We start from the raw sequence: 22,866 nt of genomic DNA, 5'->3' as shown, positions 1-22,866 counted from the left end.
GCTTTTTTGTGATAAGGTCTAGGACGTTTTTCGATGGAAGCAAGGGATTCGTTCTGTTTTCCGAAGAATACAAAAAATCCGAACCCTTCTCCTATCGGAAAAAAGTTCGGATTTTGTTGTTGTGGTGCACCTCCAGGGACTCGAACCCTGGGCCCACTGATTAAGAGAAATCAACGTGCAACAATCGTCGATTTCGACAATTACGCAGCTTCGTTGTTTTTATCGTTTTATCGCAAATTTGTGTTTTGCATCTGCTGCATTCTTTGCACCTGTTATCCCCTCTTGCATCTGTTATCCAGCCGTTCCGGTGTGCAAAAAGTGTGCAAAAATGTGCAGAGCCAAAATCAGCACCTTAAAACAGGTATCGGATTTTTATGCAATGGGGTGAAAACAGGTCTGTTTCATCCGGCGAAAGGCACACTCTATATCACCAATTTATACCACACATCAAATGTACATCAACAATTTGATTCTTGGCAGGGATATGGACAATCGAACTGACACCGCCTTATATAAAAGGAGTTTTACCATGAACAAATTGCTTTCCTGCCGCTACAACATGGACACCAACCGGGTAGAAGCCCAGTTCGCTGATAGCTCTGCCGTTGCCATCGACTGCATCGCCATCGAGGACGAGTACGGCAACACCCCTGCACAGCGGGCAGAACTAGACTGGCTGCTGTACAACAAACCACTGGAATATGCACAGCTTGTGCTGAGTGGCGAGATGGAACACTATCTCTCGCTTGGCTGTGAGCACGGCAGACTGGAAGATTAAGCGCCCCCTAAAGAACACGATGCTCACCGACCTATGGTTTGCCATAAGCTGGTGGGCATCGCTTCTTATCCATAAGCAACTCGCTCTTTTCGGCTAACGCTTTTTTATTCGTAAATGTTTCCCTTGCAGAATCTAGCCAGATTCTCTATAATAAGAAAGAACTTTATAAATCTTCTTTCAAATGTAAAACCCGCTCTTGGAGGTGAATCATCCTATGACCGGCAGCGGAGCAAATAACCGCGATGTTAAAAAAATCAACCGCATCCGAACGATTCGCAGCATTTTTTCCTGCGACCGAATCTCGCAGCCGGAGCTTGCGGCAAAAGTCAACAACAGCTGGCCGACCGTATTGCAGAATGTCAAAGAACTGATGGCGATGGGACTAGTGCAGGAGGTCGGCACCTTTGAATCCACCGGCGGGCGCAAGGCGAGAGCATTCGCTCCTGTACGGGATGCCAGACTTGCGGTCGGACTGGAGATTACCCAGAATCATGTCGGAGCAGTTCTGGTCGATCTGTCCGGTAACCTTCTCCGCTATGAGCGTAAAAAGCGTCTTTATGAGCGGTCGGACACCTATGCGGAAATGCTTGCCGGAATCGTGCAGGGGCTGATCGAAAAAGAGGGCTATCCGGTGGAAAAAATTCTGGGTGTCGGCATTTCGCTGCCCGGTATTCTGGACAAAGAGGGGCAGACATTGGTTTACTCTCATGCCTTGGGTCTGCGGAATGTTCCTACCGAAGAATTCAGCCGTTACATCCCGTTCTCCTGCCGGTTCATCAATGACGCGAACGCTGCCGGACTTGCTGAAGTGCGCGACCTCGAATCTCCCCGCAGCCTTGTCTACCTTTCTCTGAGCAACAGTGTCGGTGGTGCGATTCTGACCGGTGGAGCGCTCTATGGCGGCGACCATCTTCGTGCCGGAGAGTTCGGGCATAACACGCTCGTTCCCGATGGCCGCCCCTGCTACTGCGGAAAAAAGGGCTGTCTGGATGCCTATTGCTCTGCAAAAGTCCTCTCCCGACTGACTGACGGAAATCTTGCACTATTCTTTGATGGGTTGCGCTCTGGCGATGCAGCTTTGCAAACGGCATGGAATGAATACCTTTCTTACCTTGCTGTAGCAGTCAATAATCTGCGCATGACCTTCGACTGTGATGTAATTGTTGGCGGCTACGTTGGCGGATTTCTGGCAGAGTTTGGCGAACCGCTCCGGGAAATGCTGGTCGAGCGTAATACGTTTGAGCCGGACAGTTCCTACCTGAAGTTCAGCCGCTATAAGCTGGAAGCCTCTGCGCTGGGAGCCGCTCTGCTCCATATCGAAGCCTTCATTCAGAACCTATAAACCTTCCCATCGAGCTTCCCATCGAGGACGGCACCTGCCGTCCTCGATTTTTTGCACAATTCCGCCGCTTTTTCCTTGTGCAGTTCTCCGAATCCGCGAAAAAGGGCTTGACTTTGGTTGTGCGGTGTGCTAATTTGTAGTCACATTCATAAACACTTTATAAAAGTTAATAAACAAACAAAAACGGAGGTCATCTTATGAAAGGCACAATGAAAGTTGCAGTCATGAACGGCATCGGCAAGATGGGCTACACCACCCGCCCGATCCCCACACCCAAAGAGGACGAAGTTCTGGTCAAGCTGGAATACGTTGGCATCTGCGGCAGCGATATGCACTACTATGAAACGGGTGCGATCGGCAATTATGTAGTCAAGCCGCCGTTCGTGCTGGGCCACGAGCCGGGCGGCACAGTCGTGGAAGTTGGCAGTGCTGTCAAGCATCTGAAAGTCGGCGACCGCGTTGCGCTGGAGCCGGGCAAGACCTGCGGTCACTGCAAGTTCTGCCGTGAGGGCAAATACAACCTCTGCCCGGATGTCGTGTTCTTCGCTACTCCGCCGGTAGACGGTGTTTTTCAGGAGTATGTGGCCCATGAAGCAAACCTCTGCTTCAAGCTGCCGGACAACGTAAGCACCATGGAAGGTGCGCTGATCGAGCCTCTGGCTGTTGGTTTCCACGCAGCCAATCAGGGCGGTGCTCATGCCGGTCAGACTGCGGTGGTCATGGGTGCAGGCTGCATTGGTCTGGTCTCCATGATGGCGCTGAAAGCCGAGGGTGTTTCCCGTGTTTACGTTGTGGATATCATGCAGAAGCGTCTGGATAAGGCTCTTGAACTGGGTGCAGACGGTGTGATCAACAGCCGCGAAAAGGATGCCGTCCAAACGATTCTCGACCTGACCGATGGTCTGGGCTGCGACCTCGTTATCGAGACTGCTGGTACAGAAATCACTACCCGCCAGGCCATTGAGATGGCGCAGAAGGGTGCAAACATCGTTCTGGTCGGTTACTCCAAATCCGGCGAGATGACCCTGCCTATGAGCCTTGCACTGGACAAGGAACTGACCTTCAAGACCGTGTTCCGTTATCGCCACATTTACCCCATGGCGATCGATGCCGTTGCTTCCGGCAAAATCAACCTGAAGGGCATTGTGACCAACATCTTTGACTTTGACGACATCCAGAATGCCATGGACAAGAGCATTTCGGACAAGGCCAACATCGTCAAAGCAGTGGTGAAGATTGCGGAGGCAACGAAGGTATGAGTTTTCCGCAGGTTCTGACCGGTGTGGCGCACATTGGCATCCCGACAAATGATCTCGACAAGACCATTGCATTTTACAAGAAGCTGGGGTTTGTTTCTGCGCTGGAAACGGTAAACAAAGCCGCCGGGGAGCGCGTTGCGTTTCTTCAGCTTGGCGATCTGATGATCGAAACCTATGAAAACCATCGTGCGGCGGAAAAGGCCGGAGCAATCGACCATGTAGCTCTGGCAACGACCGATATCGAAGCCGCCTTTGCTGCAGCAAAAGAGGCAGGGATGCACCTGCTGCATTCCAGCATCCAGTCACTGCCGTTCTGGGAAAACGGTGTGCGCTTTTTCATGGTCGAAGGCCCGAATAAAGAGAGAATAGAGTTCTGCCAGAAATTATAAGCATCGCGTCAAGAGGAGAAAGGAGCGCGCCGTATGAGTTACACAGCAGAGCCGAAACAGCAGGATACGAACATCAAAGTCCCTCTGATCAGTAAAATCGCTTACGGCATGGGCGATGTGGGCTGCAACTTCAGCTGGATGTTCGTTGGCAACTTCTTGATGATTTTTTACACCGATGTCTGCGGCATCAGCATGGCGGCAGTGTCCCTCCTGATGCTGGTCTCCCGCTTCTGGGATGCCATCAATGACCCCGTGATCGGTTCGCTGAGCGACCGCACCCGTTCCCGCTGGGGACGCTACCGTCCATGGCTGCTGTTCGGCGCACCGGCAACTGCTGTGGTGCTCGTGCTGACGTTCTGGGCGCACCCCGCATGGTCAGACAGTGCCAAGAGCCTGTATATGTACATTACTTACTGTGTACTGGTTCTGGGCTATACTTGCGTGAACATCCCTTATGGTACGCTCTGCGGCACCCTGACCCAGAACATCGAGGAGCGTGCGAAAATCAACACCTCCCGCTCCGTCTGTGCCATGATCGCCATCAATATCATCAACATCATCACCCTGCCTTTGATCTCTGCTTTTGGCGGTGATAATGCAGCACGGGGATATCTTCTGGTGACCGTCCTTTACGGCGGTATCTTCACCCTCTGTCACTGGTTCTGTTTTGCCAAAACCAAAGAGGTCGTCCAGCCCCCGGAGCGGAAAAAAGTCTCACTGAAAAAGCAGTTGGATGCAGTGCTTCAGAACAAGCCCTACCTGATTGCACTGGCGGGTCAGTTCCTGTTCGGTGTGACGCTGTATGGCCGCAATGCCGACCTGCTCTATTACTTCAAATATGTGGAAGGCAACGAGAATCTGTTTACCATCTACTCGATGATCCTGATCGTTCCCTCCATTCTGGGTGCTGCGGCATTCCCCTTCGTGTTTGAAAAGCTAGGCAACAAAGGGCACACTGCTTCCCTTTTCGCTGCCGGAACCGGCGTTTCCCTGATTGCGCTCTATTTCTTCAGTGCAGTTTCTTCTCCCATTCCGTTCTATACATTCGCTGCACTGTCCCAGTTCTTCTTCTGCGGATTCAATACCGCCATCTACGCCATCGTTCCCGACTGCGTGGAGTATGGCGAGTGGAAAACCGGTGTCCGCAACGATGGTTTCCAGTACGCATTCGTTTCACTGGGGAACAAGCTGGGCATGGCGATTGGCACCTCTGCGCTGGCTGGTGTGCTGAGTGCATTGAGTTTTGCCCCCAATCAGGTGCAGAATGCTGCCGTGCAGAATGCGATGCACTATGCATTCTCGCTGCTTCCCGGTGCGCTGTGGCTGGTAACAGCGATTGTCCTGTTCTTCTACCGAATCAGTAAGCGTTCGTATAACCAGATTATGTCCGAACTGAACGCTAAAAAAGCAGGTTGAGGTGATACCATGTTTGATGTTGTAGCTTTGGGAGAAAGCCTGATCGACTTTACCCCGAACGGAACCAATGCACAGGGCATCGAATTGTTTGCCCGGAATCCCGGCGGTGCACCCGCCAATGTCCTTGCCATGAATGCCCGTCTGGGCGGCAAAACAGCATTCATCGGAAAAGTCGGCAAAGACGGATTCGGCGATTTTCTCCGCCAGACCCTTGTGGAAAGCGGCATTGATGTGTCCGGTCTGGTGATCGACGAAAAGATTCCCACGACCCTTGCCTTCGTTCAGCTTGACAGCAAGGGAGACCGCTCCTTTACCTTTTACCGGAACCCCGGTGCCGATGTGATGCTGACTTCGGCAGAAGTCAACAGGAATCTGATCGACGATGCTGCCATCTTCCATTTCGGCTCTGTCTCTCTGACCGCCGACCCGAGCCGCACCGCCACGTTGGAAGCTGCGCGGTATGCACGGCAGCAGGGCAAGCTGGTCAGCTTTGACCCCAATTACCGTCCGCTTCTGTGGGAGCACCCGGCAGATGCCGTTGTCCAGATGCAGGAAGGTGTCAAGCTGGCGGATCTTCTGAAAGTTTCCGAGGAAGAAATGCAGCTTATCACAAACAAAAGCGACCTTGCCCGCGGCTCACAAGCCCTGCTCGAAATGGGGCCATCTCTTGTGCTGGTATCGCTGGGTGCAAAGGGTGCTTATTACCGGAACGCTGTGGGAGCAGGGCATCTTCCCACCTATGATGTGCCTACCGTGGACACGACTGGTGCTGGCGACGCTTTCATGGGCGCAATTCACTACCAGCTGCGAGGAAAAGATGCTGAGGATTTGCGTACCCTCCCTGCATTTGAGCTTGAAGAAATCGTCCGCTTCGGCAATGCAGCGGGCAGTCTGACCACGACAAAGGGCGGCGCAATCCCTGCAATGCCCTCCATGGTGGAAATTCAGAACTGCATTGCCTCTATCCCACTGCTGTAAAAGAAAGGATACCCTATGACAAAATTACAGATCAGAATGCGGCAGGTCGATCAGGTCAAGGAATTTGTAGATTTGCTGTCCAAATATCCCTATGAGATGGACTTAGTCTCCGGGCGATATACCATTGATGCCAAATCCCTGCTTGGCATTTACAGTCTCGACCTGAGCAATCCGCTTACCCTTGTGATTTATTCCGATTCTTGCGAAGAACTGCTGACACAGCTCCATGCGTTGCTCCCAGATTGCATCGTCTGATTTTCTACGCTTTTCTCCTTCTTCCATTTGCACCGTTCGGTTCTGGTTCTCCTTCACCAGAACCGAACGGTGTTTTAATTTGTATAAGTCCTACTATCACCGCATTCCCTTAATAAATTTTGCAAGCCCATATTGATGTGCCTCATTGCCTTGTCAAGAGGGCTGGCACCGCCCAGCCCTCTCTCTTTTTGCCAAAGTTTTCATTGCTTTTTCTTGCACACTGCCGAAAGTGACGTATTCTCAAAACTTTTTGTTGACACGGCTCGATTTTTGTGGTAGTCTATTCCAACAATTGAATATAACATATTTTTACATATTCGTTCAGACCCTGCGGGGCTGAACATCTTGGCTTTCAGCCGTTACATAACCGACTAGCATGACCTTCCAGAAAAAGCGAAGGCAGGGCTGGTTTGTTTTGTGACGGCTTTTTTATTGCCGTTTTGCCCGTTGGACCTTGAAAACCGCATGACCGTCTGTATGGGATACCCGGCGATGACCCTGAGAAGGAGAGCCGGAAAACGCCGCCGGAGGGGAGCAGGAAAGCCATGCAGAGAGAACGGCAATTCACCTCATGTGGTCAAAATGAGCACATGAGGTGAAACGGACGTTTATCTACTCGTTGCGGCAGGAGAAATCAATGTAGACAAATTGTCCACATTGATTTGCCGTAACCCAAAGGACGTTTATCCACCTGTTGCGGCAGACAAAATCCATGTGGTCAAATTGGCCACATGGAAAAGCAGCAGCACCGAAGAAAGGACGTGTGCCTATGGGAAACAACTTTACCCCTGCATGGATCAAGAAAGGCTTCTTCAACGAATCGATTTTCTGTGACGATTTTCTCAGTACCCACCAGCGCCTCTATGTGAATGGCGCATTTTTCACCCCGGAAGGCAGGGTCACAGACACCATGAACCTGCGCTGTGAAATTTTCGATATGCTGCGAGACCATATCGGCGCAAATATCGCAAAACGGGTCAGCAATGTGGTTGATGTACTGAAGCTGGCGGCACAGATGGAGGACTTCCCGCCCGTCACCGACCGCATTGCGCTGGCAAACGGCACCCTATATCTGGACGGTACCTTTCAGGAGGGCAAGCCGGAAATCGTCCGCAATCGCCTGCCTGTCGAGTATGACCCGAAAGCCGCTCAGCCTGTCCACTGGCTGCGGTTCCTGTCCGACCTGCTCTACCCGGAGGACATTCCCACGGTGCAGGAGTTCATCGGCTACTGCCTGATCCCCAGCAACAAGGGGCAGCGCATGATGGTCATCAAGGGCAGCGGCGGTGAGGGTAAGTCGCAAATCGGCGTGGTGCTGTCCCGGCTGTTCGGCTGTAACATGAAGGATGGCAGCATCGGCAAGATCTCGGAGAATCGCTTTGCCCGCGCAGACCTTGAACACACCCTGCTCTGTGTGGACGATGATATGCGGATGGAAGCCCTGCGCCAGACCAACTATGTCAAGTCCATCGTGACCGCACAGGGGCAGATGGACTTGGAGCGCAAGGGCAAGCAGAGCTATCAGGGTTGGATGTACGCCCGCCTGCTGGCGTTCAGCAATGGCGATTTGCAGGCATTGTATGACCGCTCGGACGGTTTCTATCGTCGTCAGCTCATCTTGACCACCAAGGATAAGCCCCTGTCTCGTGTGGATGACCCGGACATTGCCGAGAAGATGGCGGCAGAGGTCGAGGGCATCCTGCTGTGGGCATTTGAGGGCTTGCAGCGGCTGGTGAAGAATGGCTTCCAGTTCACCGAGAGTGACCGTGCCAAGCGGAACCGGGAACTGGTGAAGCGGGACAACAACAATGTGTTTGATTTCCTTGAATCCGAGGGCTACATCCGCCTGAAGGCGGATGCCTGCACCAGCTCGAAAGAGCTGTATGAGGTCTATCGAATGTGGTGTGAGGAGAACAGCCTGAATGCGATCAAGGCACGAGGGTTCAGCGATGCGCTGATCGCCAAGCAGCGCAGGTATAATCTGGAATCCACCAACAACATCATCAATTCGTCCGGACGGCGTGTCCGGGGCTTTATCGGTATCGAAACCCTTGTTCAGCCCGACCTTACGCCAAACGGTTGGCGGGTATGACCCCCATAAAAGGAGAATTTGGGTGTTTTGCTGCGTACGTGCGTACGCGGTAGCCGCCCTCTCTCCGTACGCACGTACGCAGCGATTGACCGAAAACGCACTTTATAGGGGTGTTTCTGGCATACTGTCAATTTGACAGCTTGCCAAATCAGGTGGTCAAAATGACCAACTGAAAAAGCCGGACGAGCTGTCCTTCAGGGCAGCTTGCCCGGAGCAAGAGTGCAGAGAGCGCAGCTCTTTGCCCCAGTGATATGATGCTGTGCGTCATATACTACTGGGTATTATCTGGCGCACCGCAAGCGGCAGATTCAGCAGCAAAGCTGCTGCGCACCCACTCCACCAAGACGTTGAAATGGAGGGATGTTTATCTGAAGCTGACACGACACAATGGACGAGCCGGGACCCACGGCACCTATAACCCCAAACACAATGACCGGAGTTTCGACCTCACCAACAGCGAGCACATCGACCCCGAACGAGCCAAAGGCAACATCTACTGGGACTGCTTTCACGGCTTCCGCTCGGCTCTCGCTCCACCCGACCCAGATGATCTGGCGGCGACCTTCTCGGATGTGGAACGGCAATTCTATGAGAGCCGCTATTCCAACTTTGTGGAAAGCCAGAACGAGCGCAACGCCAAGATCCGGCACACGGAACGCAACCGCTCCATTCCCGACCTGCTGTCCAGCCGCAAGACCTGCCCGGAGGAGACCATCTACCAACTTGGAACGCTGGATGAACACGCTTCGGCAGAGGACTTGCTGAGCGTCGTCACAGAGTTCATTGAGGAGTTCAAGGCCAAGTATGGCGACCACGTTCATGTGCTGGACTGGGCACTGCATCTGGATGAGAGCACACCCCATATCCATGAGCGTCATGTGTTCGACTGCGAGAACAAGTACGGTGAGGTGGCTCCCCAGCAGGAAAAGGCATTGGAAGTGTTGGGCTTCAACCTGCTCGACCCGGACAAGCCCCTCAGCCGCCGCAACAACCGCAAAATCACCTTTGATGCCGCCTGCCGGAAGATGCTGTTCGAGATTGCAAAACGGCATGGTCTGGAATTGGAGGAAGAAGCGGAGTATGGCAACCGCAAATATTTGGAAAAGCAGGATTTCATCCTTGCCAAGCAAAAGAAGCAGCTTGCCGCCCAGCAGAACAAGCTGGACAAGCTGACCCTCAAGGTCAACGACATGGAAGCGTTGATCGATGAAGTTTCGGCAGCTGCCTACGACAAGGCGGTGGATGTCGTGACGGACGTGGTGCGCACCGAGACCCGGAAGGAAGATATGCGGATGATCGAGGACACGAAGAAGTGGGTGCTGTCCCCGGAACGTAAGGCTCCGCAGACCACGAGAGAATACGCCGCCCACCGTTTGGACACCGTGCTGGACAAGTTCCTCAAGACCATGCAGACCACCACCGCACGTCTGCAGGAGAAGCTCCTGAAGCCGGAAGTCCGTCAGAAAGGCAAGGAGCAGGTTAAGGAGAAAGCACGAGATTCCGTCCTGCAACTGCTGAACCGCTTACAGGCAGAACAGGGGCAAAACAAACCAACGGCGCAACCCCGCAAACAGGAGGGGCACTTGGAAATCTGAACCTCATCGGGAGCGTTCGGGGCAGAAAGCTGGCACTTTCTGCCCCGGCACCCGGTTACAAGGAAACGGAGGTCTGCCTATGAATATGAATCGGCCTGACATGACCGAAGATGTGAAATCTAAAGATTATACGAATAAGTCCTTGCAAAAGGACTCGAACCCGGTTACAATGAAAGCGTCCAAATCCCCTGCCACAGAATCTTCTGACCAGACCAAAGCAGCCAAGCACGAACCTCTTGTTTACCGGGTGGAGGAAATCGCCCAGCTTTTGGCGATTTCTCCCCGTGCGGCGTACAACCTGTGCAACACCACGAAGGATTTCCGGGTGCTGCGCATCGGCACCAGCATCCGGGTGAACAAGCAGAGCTTCGACAGCTGGTTTGCAGCGGTCTAAAGGAGGTAATCTATGGCATCTATCATGAAGCGCGGAGATTCCTACTCCGTCCGTTACAAGTACAAAGACCATTCCGGCAAGCCCTGCGAGGGATGGGAGAGTTTCAAGACCAAAAAGGAGGCGCAGGAGCGAAAGATCACGGTCGAGAAAGAATTGCTGGACGGCACATTCCTCGTCCCCGACACCATGACGGTGGAGGAGATGTTGTACAAATGGATCCCGATCCAGTCCACAAAGCACAAGTGGTCCCCCAAGACCTACACCCAGTCCGTGGCGATGGTGCAAAACCTTATCGTGCCGTATATCGGGAAGCGGAAAGTGCAGGAGCTGCGAACCTACGACATTGAGAAGTTCTATGCCACCCTTGCCAAGACCCCCTGCGGGCAATATGTGCACGGTGTGAAGCAGGACCTGTCCAAGAAGCAGAAGAAGCGGCTACTGTCTAGCACCTCTATCCACGAAGTCCACACGCTGCTCAAGACCGCATTTTCCTATGCGGTGGAATGGGACTTGATCCACAAGATTCCCCTGCCCCGTGATGCGCCCAAGGTCATCATCGAGGAGCGCACCATCTGGGACGAGAAAACCATGCTGGCAGCCTTGCAGACTATCGAAAACCCCGCCCTGCATCTGGCGGTACACATGAGCATGATCCTTTCGCTCCGTGAGGGCGAAATTCTCGGCTTGCAGCCGAGTGATCTGGACTTTGATGTCGCCGATGGGCGTGGTACCATCTCGGTCAGCAAGACCATGCAGAGAGCCAACAAGGACGCTCTGGAAAAGCTCGACCCCAAGCAGGTCTACTACACCTTTCCAGACAGGCGTGAGGGCAGTAAGTCCTCCCTCATCCTGAAAAAGCCAAAGACCAAGAAGTCCAACCGCATCCTGTATATGACCAAGCCCTTGAAAGAGGAGCTTCTTGCATGGCTTGAAAAGCTCAAACAGGACGAGCAGAACGCCCCAGAGAAGTACAGCAACTGCGGTCAGCTGTTCCGGCTCCCGGACGGCTTGCCCATCGCACCGGAGCTGCTGACAAAGTGGTACCGCCTGTGGAGAGCCGAGCACCCGGAGTTTGAACAGATCGTGTTCCACGGCCTGCGGCACTCCAGTGCCACCTACCAGCTCTTGCAGTCGGACGGCGACTTCAAGTCGGTGCAGGGCAACACAGGTCATGCAACGGCATCTGTCCTGATGGACACCTATGCCCACACGCAGGACAAGCCCCGGTTGGAGCTGACCGAGAAGATCGAAGCGAACTTCTATTCCCAAGACCTGACCTCGGCAGCATCCCAGCCCCGGCAAAATGAAAAGCCGGCGGCAACAAAAATCTCCGGCAGGGAGATCCTTGAAGCCATCCGGCTGATGGACGCAGACGAACGCAGAGAATTGACGAGAGCCTTGTTCGCCTAAAATTTCTTCTTTTTATGCAAAGGAAAGCAGGCTATGCAAACCTTGCGCAGAAAAGCCCCCGATTCTGGCAAATGTGCAAACGGTGTGCAGAAAGTGTGCAGCCGCTTTCCTACATAAAGAAAGAACGCCAAATCTTACGATTTGACGTTCAATATCTGGTGCACCTCCAGGGACTCGAACCCTGGGCCCACTGATTAAGAGAGCAAGCCGCCGGTTCGTCTCAATTTATGGAAGTTTCGAGTCATCGTTATTTTTAATCAAGACAACGTGATTTTTCACCCAGTAATTTCTGCACCCTTTGTCGGATTTTGTAACGAAAAGCACCTTCTGCACGTTTTGAAACCGTGCAAAATCCGTGCAGAAACCGTGCACTTACTCCCCGACAAATAAAATCGCTCTATCCCCCACCGGCTTGACGGCATTGGTTTGAGTGGCCGAACATCAAAATCAAGTCATGGAGGACACGACTATGAACAAACTGCTTTCTTGCCACTACAATATGGACACCAACCGGGTGGAAGCCCAGTTTGCGGACGGCTCTGCTGTTGCCATCGACTGCATTGCCATTGAGGACGAGTACGGCAACACCCCGGCACAGCGGGCAGAACTGGACTGGCTGCTCTACAATAAGCCATTGGAGTACGCCCAGCTTGTGCTGAGTGGTGAGATTGAACACTACCTTTCACTTGGCTGCGACCATGGCAGACTGGAAGATTGACCTTTAATTGAAATATTCCAAACAGATCAACAGCCCTCTACTTGCAGTCGTTACAAATAGAGGGCTCTTAGTTAGTAGTTCAATCTATTATGGTGACCATCTGAAAATACTGATACTGGTATTCGTCTTCTAATACTGCCTGCATTTCTTCCATGTATAACGGGTCTTTCAACAATTTGGGATGAAATGCTCGCTCTCTCCAGAGTCGGACTCCACTTTTGGGAAAAATATATTCCGTCCCAAGTTGCAAGTCCTTTTCGTTGCAAATAACTTTGTCCTTTTTCATTAAGCTATCAATAATACACTCGGCGGTTGTATTAAACATGTCCATTCCGAACAGTTTTATTGACGCAACTTTAGACAGATCTCTCTGGATGCCGATTTCAGTAGCTTTTCCGTTCCGATACTGCACTAGAAAGAACGAATCATTATCCATATATCGTCCGGTTATCAAATTAGGGTCATCGGTTTCCGCACAACGTTCCATTTGCATTGCTTCATTAGAAGAATTCGACCATTGTCTCTTCATTTGCAGAAGAGTTTTTTCTAGCTCATCTGGTGCCATACCTAATTTTAATTGTCCAATTCCAATATGTGGTATAATAATTATCTCTTTCATAACAAAACCTTATACCAAAAAGGTAAACCACACAAATGCAGCAGTTGCACATATCATCAGAACCAGTAGTATCGTACTTGCAAGTTTCTTCTCAATGGAAACTTTCTGATTTTCGCATAGGACAATCTGCTGAAGATTGTGAAATTCGGCTTCGCTGACATTTCCATTTAATGCTTTCCATGCAGTGCAGCGATCTGTAACCAGCAAAAAATCGGACAGCATTTCCATAAAGATGACAGCGAAAAATGCCAGAGAAAAGAACCACATCCCATTCCATTGAAGTTCTGTCAACACCCTCTGAAGGCTTGAAGGCTTTAATGACACTAACGAAATAATGTAAATCAACGTGTTGCAGAATTCTCTTGCTAATGGCCCTTTTTGTTTAAGAAAATCCATTTTCAACCCTTTCCTTACAAACGGAGTGACTTAACCACCAATAGCCTGATAGTAATCCGTTTTAGAACGAATCAAAGAACCGTTTGACTTGTATTCTTTGACAGTTTGATGGTAGCAATATTTTCGAAATATGTGTTCTATTTTTTCTGCATTGGAATCACCTCATATCAAGTTTGAATTCATATTCTATGCGTCAAATTGTGACTGATTTCAATGATTTTTTTGGTGATGACTAAGATGTTTTATTTAGCTCATTTCGTCCGATGCGGTAAATCTTCTTGTCTTGTTCTCCTACTTCAACAATAAGTTCATTTTTATTGTGATGAACTATTACTGGAATATAGCTATCGGAATTTTCCACCATCAAACATGTGACTCCATTCGTCCATTCACTGTTCAATTCCTTTGATAGCATGGAAATGATTTCTTCTTTCGTCATTTTGATTAATGAATAACCTCCATTTTGTACACTCCCCCAGGAGCTTTTGCTTAGTCAACGTTGCTCACACTGCGTTTGTGACAGCTTTTTTGAAAAAAGTTCAAAATCTTGTCAGCTTTGGACGCTTCAACGAAAAAGTGTCCACACATTTGTAAATAATTACAAGCGTGTGGGCAAAAATTCAGCCAGTTAGGAAATGCTCTCTGCAATTTTTAGAATCTCTTCACGCGGTATCTTTCCAATGATCGTATGTGATATGCCATCTTTCTCCCATACTAGCACATATCTTGTACGGCCTCCGCTATTGTTTGTTCCGAGTGTGGCATCGGCTGTTCCAACTTAACCTCGTTCTAAATAAACCGTCTGGCGGTATCTAACTGATTAACATTTCAACAAAGAAGCTGTGGTTGGAGCCTCCAATATTGAGCAATCCATTTTCTTTCCACTGCATCATAGGGATAACCGGGATTCCCCAGCATCTCTTTTATTCAGGATTTTTCTACTGAAATCCGGATTCCAAATCCTCCCTCTGAGTATGCAATGCTTATCCATGTTTCATCTTTTCTTAGCAAAACGCCTGTCGAAACGCTTTCTGAAGCCGATGCCTCTTCAGCGTATCCTAAGGTTTTCAATTGGTCAATATATTTTTGTATTTCTTCTTCAGAGATATTATTATAAAAGATTGCATAATACCCAGCATTAGAACCATCCAATATATATTCTATCGTTCCACTTTCCGGCTCACAAATAAGCCTAGTGTATTCATTATCCGGCCAAACTGAAGTATAAATACATTTTACATCAGACGGATTGGTTCCTCCATGTGTAGCAAATTTTCCCTGACCTGAAAAACGAATGCAAAGAAAGACCAATATCAAAACTATAAAGGCAACCGCCATACTGCTAAAAAATTCCAATTTCTTATTCATTTGGCTTGCTCCATAATTCAAACGTACAAAGCCACGATTCTTTTCTTTCGACTCTAAAGAATCGTGGCTTTTATACCCATTATCTAATGCTTTTATTACGGAATCGTGATGTCGTAGGAAATGGAGAACTGGCCACCGTTTGCCAAAGCATTCAATTTGTTTTCAAGGAAATTATCTGCATTGGAATCACCTCCATCACGGTTTCCATTTTAGATGTTGATAATAGCAAAGCACAAATAGAAAAAATCCACAATATTGTAGCAAGACGGAGAAAAAATGTCACCAAAACGGTGTAAGCGCAAAGCAGGGATTGGTTCTTGATCTCTGTTGTGAGAGTTCACAAACGTCCGGGGTGCTGTTGCCGGAAGGATGCTTTCTTCAATTTTCTTCCAGAATTCTCTGCAAATAGCGGGCTGTTTATGCTTCTTGAGAATCCATCTAGTGAATACCGACACCCTCCATGATCTTTTCTATCCAATTTGTGGAAGAATCATTTTTCTCACTAAATGACCCCAAATAATGTGACGAACTCTCAACCTCTATTATTACACCATCCGGCATTCTGTATTTTTCTAAACTGAGATTCAAACCTTTAAGTGGGATTGTTCTAGCCAGTTGAGGGATAGAAACTGTATGGAGAATATCAATTTTTGATAAACCTCTATACGTTTCTGTCTTTTCGGCTTCACTTAGCAACCGTTCTGCATACTGATTTGAAATAACCTGTATGCGAAATTGTTCTTTTTCATCCTCGGTCATCTCAAGTGGAACGCCGTGCAATGTGTCCACAATATAGGACGAAATTTTAGCGAAGTGCTCGTCAAAATCAGTGGTATCTTCGTTGGTCATATTTCTGTTCTACCCTCATTATAAGCTTTCCGGTCTGCTTAAAGTTACAGCTTTCAGCGTAAAGCTTCCGTAGTTTTTAATGCTAAACGATAGTTATCGAACTTTTCCACAGCTTTTGCAAAATCGTCGAGAAAAAGTTCTGTATCTTTTTCATTCGTACCACTTTACCCCATTATTAGAATTGAAAATTAGTAGCCCTTTGATATAAATAAGTAAACGATGAATCCACCCCACAAAACAACTTCAGCAATTATCAAACACTTCAAGTGTTGCTGCAATTTTTCGGGGTCAATTTCGCCTTTTTTCAGAAAATCATAAATTGAATTTCGCAATTTATCTATGTCTTCCTGCTTGATTTCCAGTTTCAAATAAAAATTTTTCCCGAAAAGGAGCTGGTGCATCCCATAATATATTGAAAGCAATATTAAAAATGAAGTAATACTTACAAGCGCTGGCTGGGTCCAGCTTATTGTCATACCTTCTACCGATGTAAGATTTCTATAAAAAACAATATCACTTAAACCAGCTACAAACAACAGAAAATTCCAAACCAAAAATGTATATAAAGTTTTCTTCATTTTCTATACCTTCTTTCACTACTGCCCACATTGCTGGAAATATCAAACGCCTACTTTATTTTTATGCCCTCATTTTTTACAAATCATCAAACCTTCCCGCCTTGCTTTTTTGTTTAGATAACGAAATTTAAGCCTGATTTATTTCGTTTGTCCACAAAATTTTTCAAAATCGTATAGATGCACATAAACTTCCTGAAAATTTGTAGCACAATCGCAATCTTCTTTTAAATAAACACGCTATAAGGATAAACTTTTTGTTTTACCTCGATTGAAAGCCATCTTTAGCTTTCTGGTTTGAGAACTGTACTTCGGGCCGGATTCTTTGGGTCTACTAGAATTTTTATTGGTGCCCCTTTCGGAATACATGGATTGAACCAAAACCACTGCGACTTTCCATTATAGGTTTCACCTTTAACTTTATACTGATAATGTACCACATATGGATAGATTACATCTTCATCGGCAAGGTGGTAGGTACTCATATGAAATTTTATATGTACTCGTTTTGTTGCTGTAACCTTTCCGATGATTCTTGTTCCATTTTTCAAAAGTTCTGCCTTTTTATAGTCGGAAATAATCGCCAATCCGATAATTATACCTGCTACAATCCATGCTAATATCGCAGCCACCCAAATACCAGACTTACACGCTCCAACCGATATAATTGCCGCCACGAACATTCCGACATATGCCAGTGTATGAATAAGATCTTTTGAAAAAAACATTTTATCTCGTGTAATTTTCATAAAACGGCATCCTCCTCAAATCCTACAGTCGGTAATCAGCAGCTTCGTGAAATCAACGTTCCTTAGATACTTAGATTTAATCCTATTTTGTTTCATCCGTCTACAAAATTCCTCAAAATCGTATAGCTGCACATAAATTTCCAGAAAACTTGTAGCACAATCACGATTTTTCTTTTCACTCAGATAAACCACCACGGCAATTCCAGCCACAGGTTATCCATAGCCTGTTCCTCGGTCTTTTGGGCGCGGCCTTTTGTCAGGTGGAAATATATCGCCGTACCAATCAAAGGATGTTCCTTGCCATCAGTAAAGCCATAGCGGTACAGCAGATAGGTCTGCTCCCGTTGGGTCAACCGTTTCAGGCCATCGTACAGTTCCCGGCGCGATTCCTGATCCTCCATAATGCTCTGCGGCTGCATGGCGTAGGGGTCGGCTATGGCTTCGATGCGCTGCAGTTGTTCCTCTCCCGGCAGAACATCATCCAGCGAAACGCGCTGGTAACAGATACCATCCTTGTCCTCTGTCACCATCCGCTGCTCAAAAGCGGCAAAGGCATCCCGAACCATATCCATCATGGCGTTGCGGATGGCCGGAGCCGCGTAGGTCAGGAACTTCATGCCACGCGCTGCATCGAACTTCGGCACGGTCTTCCACAAGCCCAGATTGCCCGCCTGTTTCAAATCGTCCGTGTCAAGGTTCAGGCCGGACTGTGCCAGATTCATGCTGCGGAAAAGGTCATTTGCCACCTTGCCAATAAAGGACTTGTTGTTGTCGATCAGGCTGTCCAGTGCTGCGGCATCGCCTTTCTGTGCCAGCGCACAAAGCCGTTCATTCGTCTGCTTCATGGGCGTTTTCCTGCTCTGCGGCAGACTGCAAGATTCCCAGCAGACCGCTTCGCAGCTGTTCCAGTGCTTCCGGCGTAGCTCCTTCCATACCCGAAACGCTGTCCAACATTGCATCTGTCAACTGCTCTGCCGTGATCGTTGGGTGCTGCACATCCTGCCCCTTGGTCAGTTCATTGAACATCTTCTCGGCCACTTTCTTGCTCATGGCTTCCTGTTCGGCGTAATGGCTCCCGATACCCTTTTTGATTTCCTTGACCGCCGCCATGAAGTACATTTCAATGTCATCAAGGTCGCCTTGATACACTGGCTTTCTCCGAAGGCTGATGTCCTTTGCGGCTTTGGCTGCTTCCGGGGTCTTGACCTTTGTGCGCAGCAGGGTGCTCAATGTCGTGAGCATGGCATTCTGTGCTGCGATGCCGGACGCAAAGGTGTCATCAAAATACTGCGATATGCGGTAAGTAAGCTCTGCAAAGCGGGCGTTTTCCAGCAGCAGGTTGACTACCTCTGCATTGACGCGCCCTGTGTAGAGGTTCTTTGCGGCTTCTACGGACAAGCCAAGTTCAGCAATGTCGTAGTTCTTGCGGTCGGGGATGTTGGTTTCTCCCAGCAGAAAATCCGTGGACACGTTGAACAGCCTTGCAATCCTCAGCACCTGCTCATGGGTCAGGGTTCCCTTTGCACCGCTGATAAAGCGGCTGATGGTACTCTTGGAGCAGCCGATTTCCTTGGCAAGCTCCGGTTGGCTTATGTTGTGCTCTTTCATCAAGTCCGCAAGACGGACGTTGGATGGTGCGGGCAGATATTCCTGTGCCATGTGGTCGGCCCTCCTTTTTGAGCTTTTTCCTCATTATAATACGCTCTGCCGTTTTGTTCAATATAAGGTTTCCTCTCTGCCCTTGCTGTTGCAGCCCTGCAACCAGTGAGGGCATTTTTCTTTTTCCGTTGCAGTTCTGCCGCTTTTTCGCCTTTCCTGCAAAATTTTCCGTATATTCAGGCACAAGGCAAAAAACACCAGAGTTCCCACTTTGGGGTACTCTGGTGCAACACATAACACCGCCCCGCCCGGTGGCCGCAGGGTGCGGGGTTTTGTAGGCATCGAACCGCTTGTCCACCCCTGCCCGTAAAAAGTGCATTTTTTCACGGAAGAAGTTCGTACAACCTGTACGGTCTGTACTTGTACGCACCTGTACGGCGAATTGAAGCAAATTAAAACGTGGTATCGTTTATATTTCGTGTTCCAGTACGCCGTACAGACCGTACGGGTTATTTGAAATCCGTACGCGATTTTTTAGATGCGTACGGAGCAATCAAGTTCGCATTGTGCGAACTTGATCGTAGCTCTCCCGCAGGAGACGTTCCCCCTCGGAGAGCCCACTACACTTTGCAGACCGCAGGGATGAAAGTGTCATAGTGGGTTATTACACTTCCGTGGAAGTGCATCTCCGTTACCCGTCACCTCTCGATGAACCTTGAAAGGAGGGATGCCCTTTGGCAAGAAATGATGGCATTGACCGCACCAGTGTTCGAAATCTCGCCGTTTCGGACAAGGCCGTTGGCAACACTCAGCAGCACAACGAGCGCGAAAAGGACAGCTACCGGAACCCCGACATCATCCCCCAGCGCACTGCATGGAACATCCACTTCAAAAAGCCAACCGCCAGCTACACCGACCTATTCGCCCAACTGGAAACCGCTGGCACGATTTCAACGCGCGGCTTGAAGCCGGATGCCACCCATTACTGCGAGCTTGTCTTTGATGTCAACTCGGCCTACTTTGACAACCACGGCGGCTACGAGTTCGCCAAGCAGTTCTATGAGGATGCCTACCAAGCTGCCGTTCAAATCGTGGGCGGTGAGCAGTATATCCTCTCGGCAGTCATGCACGCCGATGAGATCAACCGCGCCATGACCGAAGCATTAGGCCGTGAAGTCTACCACTATCATCTCCATGTGGTCTATGTGCCTGTGGTGGAAAAGCAGATCCTCTGGTCGAAACGCTGCAAGGACAAGGCACTGGTCGGCACAGTCAAGGAGACCGTCATGCAGGTCAGCCGAAGCAAGAAGTGGGCTTCCAAGCCCCTGCTGGACGATGCCGGAAAGCCTGTCCTGCAAAAGAGCGGCAAGCCAGTCCTGAAGAAGTCGTACAGTGTCCTGCAAGACGATTTCTTCCACTATATGCGCAACGCCGGGTATACGGATGTAGAGCGCGGTGAGCGTGGCAGCACTGAAGAACACCTGACCGTCACCCAGTTCAAAGTCCAGCGGGAGCAGGAGCGACTGGACACTCTGACCGCCCAGATTGACCAGAAAGAGCAGCACCTCACCCAAACCAACAAAACCCTCTCCAAGACCGAAAAGGAACTTGCCGCTGTGCAGAAAAAGGTCACGCTCACAAAAGAAGCCCTCATTCATGCGCGCGATCTGGATTATATTGGTAAGCGCACCTTTCTCGGCAACTATTCGCTGACCGAAGAAGAGTTTTCCAAGCTGAAAAAGCAAGCCGACCACGGCTATATGATGGATGTGGAGAACCGCCGCCTGAAAGAAGAACTTTCCACCGCCAAGAAAGAGGCCGTTCGTTGGAGCAACAAGTACCACGACCTGTGGTACGACGTAAAACCCTATCTGGATGCTCTCCACCGTGCGCCCGAACTGGTGTGCGGCTTTCTGGAAAAGATTCTTGCCCCCAAGCAGGAGCTCACCATGAATGTGCAGCAGCGAAACCGCAGGCGTGGGCAAGATGTAGAACTTTAAGCTGAATTTTTAGATGATATGACAATATAAGGAGAAATGCTTATGGATTTTGACCGTAATTCTATGACCGTCCCTGTGCAATCTTCCGATTATACGAATAAGTTCTTGCAAAAGGACTCGAATCCCACTACAATGGAAGTGGTCACTCAAATAAGTTCTTGCAAAAGGACTCGAATCCCACTACAATGGAAGTGGTCACTCAAATAAGTTCTTGCAAAAGGACTCGAATCCCACTACAATGGAAGTGGTCACTCAAACCAATGCCGTCAAGTCTCCGACTGACAGCCCAGCAACTACAAAGCTGGTGTACACGGTGGAAGAGATCGCACGAATGCTGGCCATCAGTCTGCGCTCTGCTTACAACCTGTGCAACAGCACCACCGAATTCCGTGTCCTGCGGGTAGGCGGAAGCATCCGTGTGCCGAAGGACAGCTTCGATGCGTGGCTCTACCGGGCAGCTTGATAAGAGGAGGCAAACAGTATGGCATATATTACGAAGCGCGGCAACTCTTACAGCGTCCGCTACACCTACGAAGATGAACACGGCAAGAGCTGCGACAAATGGGAAAGTTTTCCTACAAAAGAGGAGGCAACGAACCGAAAGAAGCAGATCGAACATGAACTGGCAGCTGGCACATTCCTGATTCCGTCCTCGGTGACGGTGGCAGAGTTCCTCATGGATTGGCTGCCCAAGCAGTGCAGCAAGCACAAGTGGGCCCCCAAAACCTACGAATCCAATCTTTCCACCATCCAGAATCTGATTATCCCCTATATCGGCAGCATAGAGATGCAGAAACTCAAGCCCTACCACATGGAAAACCTCTATACGACCCTGAGCAAAACGCCCTGCGGTTCGTATATCGAGGGAAAGAAGCAGGAACTGACCGAAAAGCAGAAGCATCGGTTTCTATCCGGCACCACCATCCACGAGGTTCATCGGCTGCTGGGAACTGCCTTCCAGTACGCCGTAGAGTGGGGAATCCTGATTAAGAGTCCTGTTCCCGTGGACAGCCCCAAGAAGTCCACGCAGGAGCGCTCCATCTGGACGGTAGAGGAAATGCGGGAGGCTCTGGACAGCATGGAGGACCCCATCCTGCATCTGGCAGTCCACCTCACATTGGTGGGCGCACTGCGAGAGGGTGAGATCGTAGGTCTGACCCCGGAAGATCTCGATTTTGATGCCGCAGATGGCATCGGAACGTTCCGTATCAACAAGTCCATGCAGCGGGTGCGAAAAGAAGCCCTGAATCAAGTAGATGATGGCTGCATCATCAAGATATTCCCGGACAAGCTGGAGCGCAGCACCACTTCCCTCATCCTGAAAAGCACCAAAACCGCATCCTCCTGCCGCACCATCTTCATGACCTCTGCACTAAAAGAAGAATTGAAGAAGTGGCTGAATCAGCTGGCGACAGACGAGAGAAAAGACCCGACACGCTACCATGACAGTGGGATGCTGTTCCGTCTGCCCAACGGTCTGGCGGTGGAGCCGGTGCTCATCCGCAAAAAGTTCCTCAAGTGGCAGGATGCCCACCCGGAGTTCCCCCGCATTGTCTTTCACGGTTTGCGGCATTCCAGTGCGACTTATCAGCTGATGATCTCCGGCGGCGATGTGAAGGCCGTTCAGGGAACCACTGGACACGCTACGGCAGATATGCTGGTGAACACCTACGCCCATATCCAGCAGTCCTCTCGTGTTGAACTGGGGAAGAAGTTCGAGGAAGGGTTCTATGCTAAGTCCGAAAGCCCCAGCCCACAGGCTGTACCCGCCGCAGGCGAACCGACCATCTCTATGACTGCTCTGCTGGAACTTCTGAAGAACGCAGACCCCGAAGTAAAGGCGCAGCTCCGTCTGGCTCTTCTGACCTGATGCAAAATTTACCACGCATTTCAAAGCAATTCCAGCCCATGCAGAGGATTCCCACGAAAAAGCCGACCGTGCAAAAACCGTGCATTGACCGTGCAAGCCCCGAATTTTCGGGGTTACATAACGAAAAAGAGCGTCAAATCTTACGATTCAACGCTCTTTTATTGGTGCACCTCCAGGGACTCGAACCCTGGGCCCACTGATTAAGAGTCAGTTGC

Annotated in this window: 24 protein-coding genes and 1 pseudogene; 16 read left to right on the top strand and 9 right to left on the bottom strand. The window is 49.8% G+C overall.

Annotated features, from left to right (window positions below):
- The first annotated feature begins 33 nt into the window (after positions 1–33).
- The 13 genes from DW937_RS14665 (at position 34) to DW937_RS00065 (ending at position 12,626) form a co-directional block, all read left to right on the top strand.
- On the top strand, positions 34–501 hold the full coding sequence (locus DW937_RS14665) for a hypothetical protein (RefSeq protein ID WP_133300943.1): 468 nt from the start codon (positions 34–36) through the stop codon (positions 499–501).
- Between the two features lie 28 nt (positions 502–529).
- On the top strand, positions 530–778 hold the full coding sequence (locus tag DW937_RS00120; protein ID WP_120119686.1) for a DUF6061 family protein: 249 nt from the start codon (positions 530–532) through the stop codon (positions 776–778).
- A gap of 214 nt (positions 779–992) precedes the next feature.
- Positions 993–2,120 carry an ROK family transcriptional regulator gene (locus DW937_RS00115; protein WP_120119684.1) on the top strand — a complete coding sequence of 376 codons (1,128 nt, stop codon included), beginning with the start codon at positions 993–995 and terminating at the stop codon, positions 2,118–2,120.
- Between the two features lie 197 nt (positions 2,121–2,317).
- Positions 2,318–3,379 (top strand): NAD(P)-dependent alcohol dehydrogenase, encoded by a 1,062-nt coding sequence (locus DW937_RS00110; protein WP_117476341.1) that lies wholly within the window; start codon positions 2,318–2,320, stop codon positions 3,377–3,379.
- Positions 3,376–3,768 carry a VOC family protein gene (locus tag DW937_RS00105; protein WP_117476342.1) on the top strand — a complete coding sequence of 131 codons (393 nt, stop codon included), beginning with the start codon at positions 3,376–3,378 and terminating at the stop codon, positions 3,766–3,768. Before DW937_RS00110 ends, DW937_RS00105 begins: the two co-directional genes overlap by 4 nt.
- A 33-nt stretch (positions 3,769–3,801) precedes the next feature.
- Complete coding sequence (locus tag DW937_RS00100; protein WP_120119682.1) at positions 3,802–5,184, top strand: MFS transporter; 1,383 nt, start codon at positions 3,802–3,804, stop codon at positions 5,182–5,184.
- A gap of 9 nt (positions 5,185–5,193) precedes the next feature.
- Positions 5,194–6,162 (top strand): carbohydrate kinase, encoded by a 969-nt coding sequence (locus DW937_RS00095; RefSeq protein ID WP_120119680.1) that lies wholly within the window; start codon positions 5,194–5,196, stop codon positions 6,160–6,162.
- A 15-nt stretch (positions 6,163–6,177) separates the two neighbouring features.
- A complete protein-coding gene (locus tag DW937_RS00090) occupies positions 6,178–6,417 on the top strand; it encodes an HPr family phosphocarrier protein (protein WP_117476345.1) in 240 nt (79 codons plus the stop codon).
- Between the two features lie 769 nt (positions 6,418–7,186).
- Positions 7,187–8,509: a phage/plasmid primase, P4 family gene (locus DW937_RS00085; RefSeq protein WP_120119678.1), complete on the top strand. Its 1,323-nt coding sequence runs from the start codon at positions 7,187–7,189 to the stop codon at positions 8,507–8,509.
- A gap of 251 nt (positions 8,510–8,760) precedes the next feature.
- Positions 8,761–10,104 (top strand): hypothetical protein, encoded by a 1,344-nt coding sequence (locus DW937_RS00080; RefSeq protein WP_120119676.1) that lies wholly within the window; start codon positions 8,761–8,763, stop codon positions 10,102–10,104.
- A gap of 79 nt (positions 10,105–10,183) precedes the next feature.
- Entirely contained in the window at positions 10,184–10,498 is a 315-nt protein-coding gene (locus tag DW937_RS00075; RefSeq protein ID WP_117530097.1) for a helix-turn-helix domain-containing protein, read from the top strand.
- Between the two features lie 12 nt (positions 10,499–10,510).
- Positions 10,511–11,908, top strand: a complete 1,398-nt coding sequence (locus DW937_RS00070; protein WP_120119674.1) for a site-specific integrase — start codon at positions 10,511–10,513, stop codon at positions 11,906–11,908.
- A 469-nt stretch (positions 11,909–12,377) separates the two neighbouring features.
- Positions 12,378–12,626 carry a DUF6061 family protein gene (locus DW937_RS00065; RefSeq protein ID WP_015564576.1) on the top strand — a complete coding sequence of 83 codons (249 nt, stop codon included), beginning with the start codon at positions 12,378–12,380 and terminating at the stop codon, positions 12,624–12,626.
- Positions 12,627–12,705: 79 nt separating this feature from the next.
- On the opposite strand, the gene DW937_RS00060 is transcribed toward DW937_RS00065, so the two are convergent.
- The 9 genes and pseudogenes from DW937_RS00060 to DW937_RS00020 form a co-directional block, all read right to left on the bottom strand.
- A complete protein-coding gene (locus DW937_RS00060; protein ID WP_015564577.1) occupies positions 12,706–13,245 on the bottom strand; it encodes a hypothetical protein in 540 nt (179 codons plus the stop codon).
- Positions 13,246–13,254: 9 nt separating this feature from the next.
- Positions 13,255–13,641, bottom strand: a complete 387-nt coding sequence (locus tag DW937_RS00055) for a hypothetical protein (RefSeq protein ID WP_223382614.1) — start codon at positions 13,639–13,641, stop codon at positions 13,255–13,257.
- A 628-nt stretch (positions 13,642–14,269) separates the two neighbouring features.
- Positions 14,270–14,404: pseudogene (locus DW937_RS15105) on the bottom strand (DUF4367 domain-containing protein); the annotation flags it as partial.
- Between the two features lie 164 nt (positions 14,405–14,568).
- A complete protein-coding gene (locus DW937_RS14660) occupies positions 14,569–15,009 on the bottom strand; it encodes a hypothetical protein (RefSeq protein WP_005929376.1) in 441 nt (146 codons plus the stop codon).
- 438 nt (positions 15,010–15,447) lie between these two features.
- Complete coding sequence (locus DW937_RS00040) at positions 15,448–15,858, bottom strand: hypothetical protein (protein WP_015564578.1); 411 nt, start codon at positions 15,856–15,858, stop codon at positions 15,448–15,450.
- Positions 15,859–16,046: 188 nt separating this feature from the next.
- Positions 16,047–16,436, bottom strand: a complete 390-nt coding sequence (locus DW937_RS00035; protein ID WP_005923150.1) for a hypothetical protein — start codon at positions 16,434–16,436, stop codon at positions 16,047–16,049.
- 281 nt (positions 16,437–16,717) lie between these two features.
- A complete protein-coding gene (locus DW937_RS00030) occupies positions 16,718–17,182 on the bottom strand; it encodes a DUF3592 domain-containing protein (RefSeq protein ID WP_005929423.1) in 465 nt (154 codons plus the stop codon).
- A gap of 179 nt (positions 17,183–17,361) precedes the next feature.
- Positions 17,362–18,027 (bottom strand): sigma-70 family RNA polymerase sigma factor, encoded by a 666-nt coding sequence (locus DW937_RS00025; RefSeq protein WP_120119672.1) that lies wholly within the window; start codon positions 18,025–18,027, stop codon positions 17,362–17,364.
- Positions 18,011–18,841: a helix-turn-helix transcriptional regulator gene (locus tag DW937_RS00020; RefSeq protein WP_112121916.1), complete on the bottom strand. Its 831-nt coding sequence runs from the start codon at positions 18,839–18,841 to the stop codon at positions 18,011–18,013. The genes DW937_RS00025 and DW937_RS00020 overlap by 17 nt, the downstream gene beginning before the upstream one ends.
- 674 nt (positions 18,842–19,515) lie before the next feature.
- Here DW937_RS00020 and DW937_RS00015 point away from each other — a divergent pair.
- The 3 genes from DW937_RS00015 (at position 19,516) to DW937_RS00005 (ending at position 22,651) form a co-directional block, all read left to right on the top strand.
- Positions 19,516–20,781 carry a plasmid recombination protein gene (locus DW937_RS00015; RefSeq protein ID WP_117477637.1) on the top strand — a complete coding sequence of 422 codons (1,266 nt, stop codon included), beginning with the start codon at positions 19,516–19,518 and terminating at the stop codon, positions 20,779–20,781.
- Positions 20,782–20,992: 211 nt separating this feature from the next.
- Positions 20,993–21,244, top strand: a complete 252-nt coding sequence (locus DW937_RS00010) for a helix-turn-helix domain-containing protein (protein ID WP_120119669.1) — start codon at positions 20,993–20,995, stop codon at positions 21,242–21,244.
- Positions 21,245–21,262: 18 nt separating this feature from the next.
- On the top strand, positions 21,263–22,651 hold the full coding sequence (locus DW937_RS00005; RefSeq protein WP_120119667.1) for a site-specific integrase: 1,389 nt from the start codon (positions 21,263–21,265) through the stop codon (positions 22,649–22,651).
- Positions 22,652–22,866: the final 215 nt, after the last annotated feature.

Source organism: Faecalibacterium sp. AM43-5AT (assembly GCF_003603345.1).
GTDB lineage: Bacteria > Bacillota > Clostridia > Oscillospirales > Ruminococcaceae > Faecalibacterium > Faecalibacterium taiwanense.
This window is presented reverse-complemented; position numbering and strand designations above follow the sequence as displayed.

Bases quoted from the DNA above. Each gene is read 5' to 3' on its own strand.
- DW937_RS14665 (WP_133300943.1), top strand. From the start codon at position 34: ATGGAAGCAAGGGATTCGTTCTGTTTTCCGAAGAATACAAAAAATCCG.
- DW937_RS00120 (WP_120119686.1), top strand. From the start codon at position 530: ATGAACAAATTGCTTTCCTGCCGCTACAACATGGACACCAACCGGGTA.
- DW937_RS00115 (WP_120119684.1), top strand. From the start codon at position 993: ATGACCGGCAGCGGAGCAAATAACCGCGATGTTAAAAAAATCAACCGC.
- DW937_RS00110 (WP_117476341.1), top strand. From the start codon at position 2,318: ATGAAAGGCACAATGAAAGTTGCAGTCATGAACGGCATCGGCAAGATG.
- DW937_RS00105 (WP_117476342.1), top strand. From the start codon at position 3,376: ATGAGTTTTCCGCAGGTTCTGACCGGTGTGGCGCACATTGGCATCCCG.
- DW937_RS00100 (WP_120119682.1), top strand. From the start codon at position 3,802: ATGAGTTACACAGCAGAGCCGAAACAGCAGGATACGAACATCAAAGTC.
- DW937_RS00095 (WP_120119680.1), top strand. From the start codon at position 5,194: ATGTTTGATGTTGTAGCTTTGGGAGAAAGCCTGATCGACTTTACCCCG.
- DW937_RS00090 (WP_117476345.1), top strand. From the start codon at position 6,178: ATGACAAAATTACAGATCAGAATGCGGCAGGTCGATCAGGTCAAGGAA.
- DW937_RS00085 (WP_120119678.1), top strand. From the start codon at position 7,187: ATGGGAAACAACTTTACCCCTGCATGGATCAAGAAAGGCTTCTTCAAC.
- DW937_RS00080 (WP_120119676.1), top strand. From the start codon at position 8,761: ATGATGCTGTGCGTCATATACTACTGGGTATTATCTGGCGCACCGCAA.
- DW937_RS00075 (WP_117530097.1), top strand. From the start codon at position 10,184: ATGAATATGAATCGGCCTGACATGACCGAAGATGTGAAATCTAAAGAT.
- DW937_RS00070 (WP_120119674.1), top strand. From the start codon at position 10,511: ATGGCATCTATCATGAAGCGCGGAGATTCCTACTCCGTCCGTTACAAG.
- DW937_RS00065 (WP_015564576.1), top strand. From the start codon at position 12,378: ATGAACAAACTGCTTTCTTGCCACTACAATATGGACACCAACCGGGTG.
- DW937_RS00060 (WP_015564577.1), bottom strand. From the start codon at position 13,245: ATGAAAGAGATAATTATTATACCACATATTGGAATTGGACAATTAAAA.
- DW937_RS00055 (WP_223382614.1), bottom strand. From the start codon at position 13,641: ATGGATTTTCTTAAACAAAAAGGGCCATTAGCAAGAGAATTCTGCAAC.
- DW937_RS14660 (WP_005929376.1), bottom strand. From the start codon at position 15,009: ATGAATAAGAAATTGGAATTTTTTAGCAGTATGGCGGTTGCCTTTATA.
- DW937_RS00040 (WP_015564578.1), bottom strand. From the start codon at position 15,858: ATGACCAACGAAGATACCACTGATTTTGACGAGCACTTCGCTAAAATT.
- DW937_RS00035 (WP_005923150.1), bottom strand. From the start codon at position 16,436: ATGAAGAAAACTTTATATACATTTTTGGTTTGGAATTTTCTGTTGTTT.
- DW937_RS00030 (WP_005929423.1), bottom strand. From the start codon at position 17,182: ATGAAAATTACACGAGATAAAATGTTTTTTTCAAAAGATCTTATTCAT.
- DW937_RS00025 (WP_120119672.1), bottom strand. From the start codon at position 18,027: ATGAAGCAGACGAATGAACGGCTTTGTGCGCTGGCACAGAAAGGCGAT.
- DW937_RS00020 (WP_112121916.1), bottom strand. From the start codon at position 18,841: ATGGCACAGGAATATCTGCCCGCACCATCCAACGTCCGTCTTGCGGAC.
- DW937_RS00005 (WP_120119667.1), top strand. From the start codon at position 21,263: ATGGCATATATTACGAAGCGCGGCAACTCTTACAGCGTCCGCTACACC.